9 protein-coding genes and 2 tRNA genes are annotated in these 13,070 nt (G+C 65.0%); 10 read left to right on the forward strand and 1 reads right to left on the reverse strand.

All coding sequences use genetic code 11. The annotated features are described in order from the left end of the window. Positions 1 to 169: 169 nt before the first annotated feature. From ACSLUQ_RS04690 to ACSLUQ_RS04735, 10 genes are all read left to right on the forward strand, one after another. Entirely contained in the window at positions 170 to 583 is a 414-nt protein-coding gene (locus tag ACSLUQ_RS04690) for a VOC family protein (RefSeq protein WP_417774230.1), read from the forward strand. Then, a complete protein-coding gene (locus tag ACSLUQ_RS04695) occupies positions 580 to 2,154 on the forward strand; it encodes an NAD(P)H-hydrate dehydratase (protein WP_461807818.1) in 1,575 nt (524 codons plus the stop codon). Before ACSLUQ_RS04690 ends, ACSLUQ_RS04695 begins: the two co-directional genes overlap by 4 nt. A 126-nt stretch (positions 2,155 to 2,280) precedes the next feature. Further along, positions 2,281 to 2,365: transfer RNA gene (locus tag ACSLUQ_RS04700), tRNA-Leu, on the forward strand. Between the two features lie 109 nt (positions 2,366 to 2,474). Further along, positions 2,475 to 3,824, forward strand: a complete 1,350-nt coding sequence (gene tig / locus ACSLUQ_RS04705; RefSeq protein ID WP_417774232.1) for a trigger factor — start codon at positions 2,475 to 2,477, stop codon at positions 3,822 to 3,824. A gap of 255 nt (positions 3,825 to 4,079) precedes the next feature. After that, the gene (gene clpP / locus ACSLUQ_RS04710) at positions 4,080 to 4,718 is read left to right on the forward strand and encodes an ATP-dependent Clp endopeptidase proteolytic subunit ClpP (protein WP_417774233.1); all 639 of its coding nucleotides are present in this window, start codon (positions 4,080 to 4,082) and stop codon (positions 4,716 to 4,718) included. 235 nt (positions 4,719 to 4,953) lie between these two features. Then, positions 4,954 to 6,219 (forward strand): ATP-dependent Clp protease ATP-binding subunit ClpX, encoded by a 1,266-nt coding sequence (gene clpX, locus ACSLUQ_RS04715; protein WP_417774234.1) that lies wholly within the window; start codon positions 4,954 to 4,956, stop codon positions 6,217 to 6,219. Between the two features lie 485 nt (positions 6,220 to 6,704). After that, complete coding sequence (gene lon, locus ACSLUQ_RS04720; protein WP_417774235.1) at positions 6,705 to 9,128, forward strand: endopeptidase La; 2,424 nt, start codon at positions 6,705 to 6,707, stop codon at positions 9,126 to 9,128. A 183-nt stretch (positions 9,129 to 9,311) separates the two neighbouring features. Continuing rightward, on the forward strand, positions 9,312 to 9,587 hold the full coding sequence (locus tag ACSLUQ_RS04725) for an HU family DNA-binding protein (RefSeq protein ID WP_417774236.1): 276 nt from the start codon (positions 9,312 to 9,314) through the stop codon (positions 9,585 to 9,587). Positions 9,588 to 9,941: 354 nt separating this feature from the next. Further along, positions 9,942 to 10,017, forward strand: a tRNA-Val gene (locus ACSLUQ_RS04730). 690 nt (positions 10,018 to 10,707) lie between these two features. Next, positions 10,708 to 12,201, forward strand: coding sequence for a TolC family protein (locus ACSLUQ_RS04735; protein WP_461807819.1), 1,494 nt, complete (start codon positions 10,708 to 10,710; stop codon positions 12,199 to 12,201). Positions 12,202 to 12,225: 24 nt separating this feature from the next. Here ACSLUQ_RS04735 and ACSLUQ_RS04740 read toward each other — a convergent pair whose 3' ends face one another. Continuing rightward, entirely contained in the window at positions 12,226 to 13,041 is an 816-nt protein-coding gene (locus ACSLUQ_RS04740; RefSeq protein ID WP_417774238.1) for a hypothetical protein, read from the reverse strand. Positions 13,042 to 13,070: the final 29 nt, after the last annotated feature.

Consider the following 13,070-nt stretch of genomic DNA (forward strand, 5'->3'; position numbering starts at 1 on the left):
CGAACAAGGCCCGCAGGGCGCACGCGGCTTGCGGTGGGGGGCGGGCTGCGCAATCGTGGCAAGGAACCGAAGCGGTGTCTCCCGAGTGGCGGCGCGACTTCCTGCCCGTTCGGCCGAAAGTGGCTGGAACCGGGTCGACACGGGTGCTGGCCGGGGAGGCGAGACTGCCATGAAGATCCTTTCGATTGATCACCTTGTGCTGACGGTTGCCGACATCGACGCGACCGTTGCCTTCTACGGCTCTCTCCTCGGCATGGAGGAGGTGGTCTTCGGTGGCGGGCGACGCGCCCTGAGGTTCGGCGATCAGAAGATCAATCTGCACAGCGCCGGGGCCGAGGTCCTGCCGGCGGCGGGGCGTCCGACCCCGGGCTCCGCCGACCTGTGCTTTCTGGTCGCCTCGCTTCAGGACGTGCTCGACAGGCTGTCGGACGCGGAGGTTCCCATCGTCGAGGGGCCGGCGACGCGCACGGGCGCCAACTCGCCGCTGAGGTCTGTCTACATCCGCGATCCCGACGGCAACCTGGTCGAACTTTCCGAGCCGCAGGCCGTGGTCCTGGCCGGCCGTCCTGGAGACACTGCATGATCGAACTGCTGACGCCGACGGAAATGGGTGAGGCCGACCGCCTGACGATCGCCGGTGGTGTTTTGGGTCTCGAACTCATGAAGACGGCCGGACGTGCGGTTGCCGACGTCGCCTGCCGGATGGCCGGGCCGGGGGCCGCGGTTCTGGTTCTCGCGGGGCCCGGCAACAATGGCGGTGACGGGTTTGTCGCCGCGCGCCTGTTGCGCCAGCGTGGAAACCGGGTGCGTGTCCTGCTTTACGGCGATGCCGACCGGATCGGCGGGGATGCGGCGCTTGCGCTTGCCGACATGGAGACGGCGGGTGTCGCGGCGGAGCCGGCAACGGGCGCGCCGCCGCGCGACGTCCTACAGGCGGCGGCTCTCGTGATCGACGCGCTGTTCGGTGCGGGGCTCGACCGGCCGCTTTCGGGCGCGGTGCGGGAGGCCGTCGAGGCGGTCAATGCGTCCGGCGTTCCGGTGCTGTCGGTGGACCTGCCCTCCGGCGTCAGCGGTGCAAGCGGGCAGGTGACCGGGGGCGAGGAAGGGGTGGCGATCCGGGCGGCACGCACGGTCAGCTTCTTTCGCGCCAAGCCAGGGCATCTGCTGATGCCGGGCCGCACGCTTTCGGGGAAGCTTGAAATCGCGGACATCGGCATTGCCGCCAGCGTGCTCTCGCGCATCGGCGGCGAGGGAGAAGGGACACCCTGCCTCTATCGCAATGCGCCGGCATTGTGGTCCGAGGCCTACCGGGTTCCCGGCGCCGAGGGGCACAAGTTTACCCGCGGCCACGCGGTGGTGCTTTCCGGTCCGGCGCTGGCGACGGGCGCGGCGCGGCTTGCGGCAGCTGCCGCGCTGCGGAGCGGGGCGGGGCTGGTCACGGTGGCGACGCCGCCCTCGGCGGCCTTGGTCAACGCCGCGCATCTGACCGCCGTGATGTTGCGCTCCGTGCGCGACGCTGCGGCGCTGGCGGAGTTCCTGGGCGATCCGCGCATCGTCTCGGTGCTTGCCGGACCCGGTGCCGGCGTCGGGCCTGCGACCGCCGATTCCGTGCGGGCGATGCTCGGCACGGTGGGCGCGCGTGGCGGTCTCGTCGTGCTGGATGCGGACGCCCTGACCTCCTTCGTGGAAATGCCGGAGCAGCTTTTCGCGGCGATCAAGGAGCGGCGGGCGCGGGTGGCGATGACGCCGCATGCGGGGGAGTTTGCCAGGCTCTTCCCCGATCTGGCGGCCGCCTCCGACCTTTCCAAGGTGGAAAAGGCGCGCGCGGCAGCGCGGCGCAGCGGCGCGGTCGTCGTGCTCAAGGGGGCGGACACCGTCATTGCCGCGCCCGACCGGCGCGCGGCGATCAACGCCAATGCGCCAGCCTGGCTCGCCACGGCCGGGTCCGGCGACGTGCTGGCGGGGACGATCGCCGGACTGGGCGCGCAGGGGATGGCGGCTTTCGAGGCGGCCGCGATGGGTGTGTGGCTGCACGGCGAGGCGGGGCGAACCTGCGGTGTGGCGCTGACCTCGGAAGACCTGCCGGCCGCGCTGAAGTCGGCTATCGAAACCATGCTCGCCGAAACGGGAGGCGAGGGCGGGCGGAAACAGTGAGCCTGAACGCGCGCGAAGAGGCCGGGAATGCGATTTTACGATGGTTTTCTAACCGGATTTTCCTTTGACCGCGTCATGCGGGGTGCTATAGAAGCCGCGCCTTGGCTTTGGGCGCCTTCGCATGTCGCGGGCGTGGTGGAACTGGTAGACACGCCAGATTTAGGTTCTGGTGGCGCACGCCGTGGGGGTTCAAGTCCCTCCGCCCGCACCACATCCGGACAGGCCCACAGAGCGGCCCAGGCAATCGCTTTTTTGAGCGGATACCCTATTCACACGAGCTGTCGGAAAGACGTTCTCGATCTAGGACGAAGCACACGACCATGCAGGTAACCGAAACGCTGGCCGAGGGGCTGAAACGCGAACTGAAAGTCGTCATTCCGGCGTCTGAGCTTGCCAACCGCCTCGACACCTATCTTGATGACCTCAAGCATAAGGTGAACATCAAGGGCTTCCGACCCGGCAAGGTGCCGGCGGCGCATTTGAAGCGCCTCTACGGTCGCCAGGCGACCGCCGAGATCCTCAACGAGATGCTCAACGAAACCACCCGAAAGGTGGTCGAGGAGCGGAACGAGAAGCCGGCGCTGCAGCCCGAGATCGACCTGGCGGAGGGTGATGCCGAGCGCATTCTCGACGGCGCGGCCGATCTGGCCTTCACCATGAGCTACGATCTGCTGCCGGAGTTCGAGATCGTCGACTTCAAGTCGATCGAGATCGAGCGCCCGGTCGTTGAGATCGCGGACGCTGAAGTTGACGAGCAGATCCAGCAGATTGCCGACAACAACAAGCCGTTCGAAGCCAAGGACGGCGCTGTCGAGGAGGGCGATCGCGTCCTCATGAGCTATCTCGGCAAGCTCGACGGCGAGCCCTTCGAGGGTGGTGCCGACGAGGACGGCCAGCTGGTGATCGGCTCGAAGTCGTTCATTCCCGGCTTCGAGGAGCAGCTCGTCGGTCTCAAGGCCGGCGACGAGAAGGTCGTCGAGGTTTCGTTCCCCGAGGACTATCCGGCGAAGCATCTGGCCGGCAAGCCGGTGACCTTCGACATCGTCATCAAGGAAGTCCAGTCTGCGGGCGCGGTGACGATCGATGACGAGTTCGCCAAGGGGCTCGGCCTCGAGGGACTCGACAAGCTCAAGGAGATCGTTCGCGGTCAGATCGAGAGCCGGTTCGGCGCGATGACGCGTCAGAAGGTCAAGCGCCAGCTTCTCGACAAGCTGGACGAGGTCTACCAGTTCGATCTGCCGGCACGTCTGGTCGACTCCGAGTTCGATGGCGTGTGGCGCCAGGTCGAGCAGGATCTCGCCAACGCCGGCAAGACGTTCGCCGACGAGGAGACGAACGAGGACGAGGCGCGCGCGGAGTACCGCAAGATCGCCGAGCGCCGCGTGCGTCTGGGGCTGGTGCTGTCCGAGGTCGGCGAGAAGAACGAGATCAAGGTCACCGACGACGAGGTCCAGAAGGCCCTCTACGAGCGCATCCGTCAGTTCCCGGGTCAGGAAAAGGAAGTCTTCGACTTCTACCGCAACAACCCGAACGCGCTGGCCAGCCTCCAGGCTCCGATCTACGAGGAGAAGGTCGTCGACTACATCCTCGAGCTCGCCAAGGTGACCGACAAGTCGGTGACCAAGGAAGAGCTGATGGCAGAGGACGAGGAGGACGGCGCGGCCGTCTGAGGCCGCATCGTTCGGGAATGCCGTGGGCGGGGCAGGGTGCGAACACACCCTTAACCCTCGCCCGCTTTTCCCCCTTGTTCGACGCGGCCATGTGCCTATCTTTCGGAAAGAGGCGACATCCCTTATGAATGGGTGTCGCTTTTTTCGACTCAGAGACCCAGACAGAGACCGTCCACTTCCGATCACGCAGCCGACTGGACGCGATACCGTCCGGACCCGCAATCGGAGGACGATCCTCCAAAGCATGGACGAGGCATGAAGGATCCAGTCGATTTCGCCGTCAATTCCCTCGTTCCGATGGTCGTCGAGCAGACGAACCGTGGGGAACGCGCTTATGACATTTACTCGCGGCTCCTCAAGGAACGCATCATCTTCCTGACAGGCCCGATCGAGGACCACCTGGCGACGCTGATTTGCGCCCAGTTGCTCTATCTCGAGGCGGAAAACCCCGCCAAGGAGATCTCGCTCTACATCAATTCGCCCGGCGGACTGGTCACGTCCGGTCTTGCGATCTACGATACGATGCAGTTCATCCGGCCGGAAGTCGCGACGCTGTGCATCGGCCAGGCGGCCTCGATGGGCTCGTTGCTGCTGGCGGCTGGCGCCAAGGGGAGCCGGTTCGCTCTGCCGAACGCGCGTGTCATGGTTCACCAGCCCTCGGGCGGGTTCCGCGGTCAGGCGGCGGACATCATGCTGCACGCTCAGGAGATCCTGAAGCTGAAGAAGCGGCTGAACGATATCTACGTGCACCACACTGGCCAGACGCTGGATCAGGTCGAGGCGGCGCTGGAGCGCGACAACTTCATGACCGCCGAGCGGGCCAAGGAGTTCGGGCTTATCGATGAGGTGATCGCCGATCGTTCCGGCTTCGCTAACAGCGACAAGTCGAAGTAAAAAAATCGCCGGCCATGCCTGTTTCGACCTCGGGTCGACAACATGTGATGACCGGCGCCATGCCGCTGCCTTAAACCTATATTGATTTTTGCGGTGGAAGCATGGTGACATTTACTGGGCAGTCGGGGGAGACCTGTCTGCCCGGCGCCCGGACCGAAGGGGAACGCTGCGGCTTTCTTCTTGAAAAGACAGACCGGAAGGCTTCTGCACTTCCGAACCACGCGGGGATAACCTGATGACCAAGGCCAGCGGCGGCGATTCGAAAAACACGCTGTACTGCTCTTTTTGCGGCAAAAGCCAGCACGAAGTGCGGAAGTTGATCGCCGGCCCGACCGTCTTTATCTGCGACGAGTGCGTCGAGCTGTGCATGGACATCATCCGCGAGGAGAACAAGTCCTCGCTGGTGAAGTCGCGCGACGGCATTCCGACGCCGCAGGAAATTCGGGCCGTTCTTGACGACTACGTGATTGGCCAGGGCGCTGCCAAGAAGGTTCTGTCGGTCGCGGTACACAACCACTACAAGCGGTTGAACCACGCCTCGAAGAGCAATGACGTGGAGCTGGCGAAGTCGAACATCCTGCTCGTCGGCCCGACCGGCTGCGGCAAGACGCTGCTTGCCCAGACGCTGGCGCGCATTCTCGATGTGCCCTTCACCATGGCCGACGCGACCACTCTGACCGAGGCCGGTTATGTAGGCGAGGATGTCGAGAACATCATCCTCAAGCTGCTGCAGTCGGCCGACTACAACGTCGAGCGGGCGCAGCGCGGCATCGTCTACATCGATGAGGTCGACAAGATCAGCCGCAAGGCCGACAACCCGTCGATCACGCGCGATGTATCGGGCGAGGGCGTTCAGCAGGCCCTGCTGAAGATCATGGAAGGCACGGTCGCCAGCGTTCCGCCGCAGGGCGGGCGTAAGCATCCGCAGCAGGAGTTCCTGCAGGTCGACACGACGAACATCCTGTTCATCTGTGGCGGCGCCTTCGCGGGGCTGGAGAAGATCATCTCCGAGCGCGGCCGCAAGACGTCGATCGGCTTCAAGGCGGTTGTCGAGGCGCCGGAGGATCGGCGCACGGGCGAGCTGTTCTTGTCGCTGGAGCCTGAGGATCTGCTGAAGTTCGGCCTGATCCCCGAGTTCGTCGGACGTTTGCCGGTGATCGCCACGCTCGTCGACCTCGACGAGGACGCGCTGGTGCAGATCCTGACCGAGCCGAAGAACGCGCTCGTGAAGCAGTACCAGCGTCTGTTCGAGATGGAGAGCGTCGAGCTGACCTTCCATGAGGAGGCGCTCAAGGCGATCGCCCGCAAGGCCATCGAGCGCAAGACCGGTGCCCGTGGCCTGCGCTCGATCCTGGAAGCGATCCTGCTCGACACGATGTACGAGCTTCCCGGCCTCAAGGAGGTCAAGGAAGTGGTGATTTCTGCCGAGGTCGTGACCGGCGAGGCGCGTCCGCTCTACATCTACGAGGACCGCGCGGAAACTTCGGCAACGAGCGCCTGAGCATTCCTTGTACGACGGGCAGCCAGTGTTGCCCGACAGGCAAAGGCCATTCGGCCCCGGACGGTTTCCGTCCGGGGCCGTTTCGCGTTTATGGGCGGCGTGCCGGGGTGGAGCGGCGGACGCAGCGGAATGCGCCGTCTTGACGCAATGGCTTGCCGGCAACGGTAAACCGACCCGCGGCGCGAGGATTTCCACCATTTGCTTGGTGCGGGCGGTGCATTTTTAGGCGAATCAGGCCGGATTGGGCGTAGTCTTCGGGGACTGCGGGCAAGCGGTTGCCGGCGTGCCTTGACACCAGCGGTGGCGGTCTCCACCTATTGTCACAAGAGGCAAGCGGGGCGACGGTCGCCGTGCCCAGGAAACGGGGCGTCGGTCGTCGGCCTGACGCGGGGGATAAGTTCTCCCGTCCGTCACCGTTGCCGCCAATGCGCCCGTCCGTGTCTGCCACTCACCGGGGCGGCGGGTTCGCAAGGAAAGGACAGCCCATGACTGATTTCGACGCGCAGCCCGAGGGCGAGGGAACTCTCTATCCCGTATTGCCCTTGCGCGATATCGTCGTCTTCCCGCACATGATCGTGCCGCTCTTCGTCGGCCGCGAGAAGTCCATCCGCGCGCTTGAGGAGGTGCTCGGCGCAGACAAGCAGATCCTGCTTGCCACGCAGAAGAACGCCTCCGACGACGAGCCCGACACCGACGACATCTATGAGGTCGGCACGCTGGCGACTGTCCTGCAGCTGCTGAAGCTGCCCGACAACACCGTGAAGGTGCTGGTCGAGGGCGGATCGCGCGCGCGCATCACGTCCTTCACCGAGCGCAGCGACCTGTTCGAGGCTCATGCCGAGATCCTTCCCGAGGAGGAGGGTGACACGGTCGAGGCCGAGGCGCTGTCGCGTTCCGTGGTTTCGGAATTCGAGAACTACGTCAAGCTCAACAAGAAGGTCTCGCCGGAGGTGCTCGGCGCCGTCGGTCAGATCGAGGATGCCTCGAAGCTTGCCGACACCATCGCCTCGCATCTTGCCGTGAAGATCCCGGAGAAGCAGGAGATCCTGGCGATCACCTCCGTCGCCGGGCGTCTGGAGCGGGTGCTGGGCCTGATGGAGAGCGAGATTTCCGTCCTGCAGGTGGAAAAGCGCATCCGCTCGCGCGTCAAGCGCCAGATGGAGAAGACCCAGCGCGAGTACTATCTCAACGAGCAGATGAAGGCGATCCAGAAGGAACTCGGCGACGGCGAGGAAGGCCGCGACGAGGTCGCCGAGCTTGAGGAGCGGATCGCCAAGACCAAGCTTTCCAAGGAAGCGCGCGAGAAGGCCACGGCGGAGCTCAGGAAGCTCAAGCAGATGAGCCCGATGTCGGCCGAAGCCACGGTCGTGCGCAACTACCTGGACTGGCTGCTCGGCATTCCCTGGGGCAAGAAGGGCAAGGTCAAGCATGACCTGGAGCATGCCCAGCAGGTCCTCGATGCGGATCACTATGGCCTGGAGAAGGTCAAGGAGCGCATCGTCGAGTATCTGGCCGTGCAGAAGCGGGCGAACAAGCTGAAGGGCCCGATCCTGTGCCTCGTCGGCCCTCCGGGCGTCGGCAAGACCTCGCTCGGCAAGTCGCTTGCCAAGTCCACGGGCCGCGAGTTCGTGCGCATGTCGCTGGGCGGCGTGCGCGACGAGGCGGAGATCCGCGGGCACCGGCGCACCTACATCGGCTCGATGCCCGGCAAGGTCATCCAGTCGATGAAGAAGGCGAAGAAGTCCAACCCGCTCTTCCTGCTCGACGAGATCGACAAGATGGGCATGGATTTCCGCGGCGACCCGTCCTCGGCCCTGCTCGAGGTGCTCGATCCGGAGCAGAATTCGTCCTTCATGGACCACTATCTGGAGGTCGAATACGACCTGTCGGACGTGATGTTCGTGACCACGGCGAACACGCTCAACATCCCCGCGCCGCTGATGGACCGGATGGAGATCATCCGCATTGCCGGCTACACCGAGGATGAGAAGGTCGAGATCTCGCGCCGGCACCTTCTGCCCAAGGCGGTGAAGGACCACGGCCTGCGCGACGGCGAGTTCGAGGTCGACGACGCGGCTCTGCGCAAGCTGATCCGCCGTTATACCCGCGAGGCGGGTGTGCGTAACCTGGAGCGCGAGCTGGCCACGCTGGCGAGAAAGGCGGTCAAGGAGATCCTCATGTCCGACAAGACGACCATCAAGGTCGACGAGGACGGGGTCGAGGAGTTCCTGGGCGTGCCGCGCTACCGCTACGGCGAGGCGGAGCTTGAGGATCAGGTCGGTGTGGTCACCGGTCTGGCCTGGACCGAGGTGGGGGGCGAGTTGCTCACCATCGAGGGCGTGATGATGCCGGGCAAGGGCAAGATGACCGTGACCGGCAACCTTCGCGAGGTGATGAAGGAGTCCATTTCCGCGGCCGCGTCCTACGTGCGTTCGCGGGCGGTCGACTTCGGCATCGAGCCGCCGCGCTTCGAGAACCGGGACATCCACGTCCATGTTCCCGAAGGGGCGACGCCGAAGGATGGTCCGTCCGCAGGCATCGCCATGGCGACTGCGGTGATTTCGGTCATGACGGGCATTCCGGTGCGCCGGCATGTGGCCATGACCGGCGAGATCACCCTGCGCGGGCGGATCCTGCCGATCGGCGGTCTGAAGGAGAAGTTGCTGGCGGCTCTGCGCGGTGGCATCACCACGGTGATGATCCCGCAGGACAATGCCAAGGACCTCGCCGAGATCCCGGACAACGTCAAGAACGGCCTCGAAATCATCCCGGTTTCGCGGATGGAGGACGTGCTCAAGACGGCGCTCGTGCGCCTGCCGGAACGCATCGAATGGGACGAAGCCGCTGCGGAAGCTGCCGCCAAGGCCGTCATTCAGAATGATGGCCAGTCCAAGCCCGTGGCCCATTGATCCAACGGTTTTGCACAAAAAAGGGGGGCTGGCGAAAGTCAGCCCCCCTTTGTCATGCAAAAAGCCGGAGAAATCGCGGATTTCTGCGCTTTTCGTCTTGCCTTGGGCGCGAAATCGCAAGAGTGTCCCTCCCCGAAGCCTGTTTCGAATCTAGGGCTTTCTGTTTCCAGGAAAGGGACTGCCATGAACAAAAACGATCTGATCGCCGCTGTCGCAGACAAGACGGGCCTCACCAAGGCGCAGGCCGGAGAGGCGGTCGATGCTTCGCTGGACGCGATCACCGGCACGCTGAAGAGCGGCGGCGAAGTCCGCATCATCGGTTTTGGCAACTTCTCGGTCTCCGAGCGCGCCGCTTCCGAGGGACGCAACCCGCGCACGGGTGAGACGATCCAGATCCCGGCGTCCAAGACGCCGAAGTTCAAGGCCGGCAAGGGCCTCAAGGACGCGGTCAACGCCTGATAGGCGGACCCCTTCCGGACTATGCGAACGGCCCTGCAGGAGCCCCTGCGGGGCCGTTTTGCGTCTGCTGCGTGCAAGAGACATCCCGGTTCACTGCGGGGACACATGGCGCCTTCTGCACGGTTTTCGCTCTGTTTGCTGGCGACCGCGCCGGACCATCGCCCCGACGTTGGATTTCGCCCCGCGCGGCAGTTGATCTTCGAGGCGGCGCGGCTTAAAAGGCTCGAGCCGCACGCGCGAATGCGCGGTTCGCGGCAAGATGCGGTCGTTTCCGAAACGCCGGGGAGAGGGGAGTTTCCCCATAGTCCTCGGGAGGGATGCGACAGCACTCCCTGCAGGGCCCTTCGGCCCGTCGGGCGGTTAGCTCAGTTGGTAGAGCGCCTCGTTTACACCGAGGATGTCGGGAGTTCGAGTCTCTCACCGCCCACCATTTTTCTCCCGGTCTTCTTGTTTTTGCAGAGCATGATTTTTCTGGCTGGCAGCGGTTGTCGGCCTGCCTGAAACGACTGCGTGGAACCTTCGGCTGGCGTCGCCCATCGCCTCCTGGCAGTCAGTGCGGGCACTCCGGTGCGCCCGCACTGACTCACTTCGGGGGTATCCACGCTCCCGCGAAGGGAGCGACCACGCAGGCACGCCGGCTGCTGCGTGGCGACGAGTTTCGATCCGCGCTCCCGCGAAGGGAGCGACAAGTCGGCATAGTTATTTTTGACGGTATTACACGCGTTTCGATCCACGCTCCCGCGAAGGGAGCGACTGGGGGTGTCGTAACACACTCGTTTTCCTGAGAAAACAAAGGCGGTTGTGCGAACCTCGTGGTCTTGCTGTTCGCCGGAGCCCTCACGGGGACGGTCGGCGAGGGATTCATACGATACTTCAAGGGGTTAGGGGAAGTGCGAAACCCACGGGGTTTCACGACACGCTTGCGGTTCGCACCATGCCATTGCCAAAGGGGGGGGGCGAGCCGGTCAGGGTCGCGCCCGCAGGACACGTTGCGTGCCATGATCCAGGTGAGCAACAGGAAAGTGAGGGCGAGGCCTTTCATCGAAGCCGTCGGTTTGCGATCCTGCCGGCTGGCATCGCGTTTGGCCAACCGGCCATGTGCCCGTATGTGGTGGATTGAATGAGACCGAGACACGCTAAGAGAGCGGCGGCCTTCGGGGTTTGCATGGGGCTGGCGGGCTGCATCGCCGATCCGTCGGGGCTGACGTCCTCCGCGCCGGACAGGCCCTGGGACCCAGGCGGTCAAGGCGGCGGCTTTGGCGTGCAGGGCGCGATTGGCGACGCGGCGCTGACAGAGGCGTCGCGGTCCCCCGTCCAGGTGCTGTCGGGCAAGACCTATGACCTTGCCGAACTGATCGACCTCGGCCAACGCTCGCACCCGTCCACCCGCGTTGCCTGGGAGCAGGCCCGTCAGGCCGCCGCCGCCGTGGGGATAGCCGAGGGCACGTTCCTGCCGATGATTTCCGCCAATGTAATCGCGGGATATCAGGACGTCGTGACGCCCCTGCCGGATCTCAAGGGCGGCACCGACTACGTGTCCACGAAGGCCAGCGGCGTCACCCCGAATATCGCCCTGCAATGGCTGCTCTTCGATTTCGGTGAACGCCAGGCCCTGCTGGAGGCCTCCAAGCAAACGGCCTACGCGGCCAATGTTTCGTTCAACGGATCGCATCAGCTGCTGATCCACAACATCACGCGCGCCTATTATCTCTACGGTGTCGCCCGGCAGAAGACTGCAATCGCCGAGCAGACGCGCGCCAACAGCGGGAAGGTCCTGGCGGCGGCGCAAGCGCGGTTTTCCAACGGCATCGGCACGAGCATCGAGGTCGCGCAGGCGAAGCAACTGGTGGCGCAATCCAATTTCCGGCTGGTACAGGCGCGCGACGGCGTCGACGACGCCTATCAGGACCTGACCGGCGCGGTCGGGCTCGACCCCAAGGCGAAGGTGCGCGTTGCGACATCGGCCGGGCGCCGCCTGCCAAAGGCGCGCGCCGTTCCCGCCGACAAGGTGATCCAGCAGGCGCTGTCGCGCCGCCCGGACGTACTTGCCAGCTACGCCGCCGTCAAGGCGAGCGAGGCGAACGAGCGGGCCGCCGCGGCGGCGTTCCTGCCCAAGGTCTATCTCGGTGCCGTCGCCGCCTCCAATCGCGGCAGGGTGCAGTCCGGGGCTCTTCCCGGGGTTGGCCTGCAGGGCACGACGAGCGGCGTCATGGTCGGAGCGAGCATCCCGATCTTCGACGGCCAGATCCGGGCGAACAGGCAACGCCAGGCCGCCTCCGCCACCGCCGCGGCCGTCGCGCTTCACCGGCAGACCCGCGACGCCGCAGTGCGCGAGATCCTGGTCACATCGAACGCGGTGAGCTCGGCGCTGGCATCCTACGAGGCGGCGAGCGAGTTGCGTCGCGCGGCAAGCGTGACCTACGACGCGGCCTTCGAGGCGTATCAGAACGGCCTCGGCACGCTGACGGATGTCACGACCGCCGAGAGCGGCCTTCTTGACGCGAGGCAATCCCAGGCGGACGCTCACGCGGCCGCGCTCATCGCGGCGTCGACCCTGGCTTTCACGCTGGGCAACATGACGTCGAGTGCCGCGCCCTCGGAAGCGCTGCGATAGGCCAGCGATCCGGCCGCCTCCGGCTCAGGCCGGCAGCGGTTCGCCTTGCTTGCTTTCCCGCATCATCAGGACCGCGCCAATCAGGAAACCGGTCGCGCCGAGGCACAGGTGCAGATTGGCGACGAAGGCGATCCAGGACGGCTCGTCGCCTCTGGGGACATAGGCCAGGACGCCAGCCGTCATGAAGAAGACGCAGCCGAGCAGGTTTGCGAAGACGATCTGCCAGTCGAGGCTTGCCGGCTTCCACGACCAGTAGGCGTGGCCGGCCTCCATGTAGGCGAAATAGCCCGAGACCAGGAACAGCGCCGAGCCGATCATGCCCGGCAGCCAGATCGTCAGGTCCTGAACGTACCATTGCGCGGGCGGGTCGATGGCGTCGAACGTGTTGAAGTTGAACATCACCGTGCCGGCGAACTGTGTGACTGTGCTGAGCCAGCCCAGGCTCGACGGGCTCCAGCCGATCAGCCGCCATCTTCTGGCGGGCACGAAGGCGGAGGGTGCGTCAGTCAGCTCCGTGGCATTGGCCGCCTGGAAGTTCTGCATGAAGCCGGCTGTCGTGAAGAAGATCGATCCGACGAAGAAGATCACCGCGATCTGCCAGGCGGTGAGCGGGCCGGGCACCAGCGACAACAGGCTGGCGATGACGAAATGCAGCGACCCGACGGCGAAGAGAAGGCCGTTCCACCAGTTGTAGGCCGGCCGGTGCCAGAACGGGACTTCCCGTTGGTCGGGATGGCGCTGCAGGCCTTTGCGGTACTGGCGGGCACGCAGGACAATCCTGTGACCGTTCCGCAGGACGCTGCGTATCGTGACGAAGGGCTTCGGTCCGCCGAGCTCCATGGAGACATTCCCGCAACTGCTGCGGGGAC

The sequence above is a fragment of the Stappia sp. ICDLI1TA098 genome (assembly GCF_054880955.1).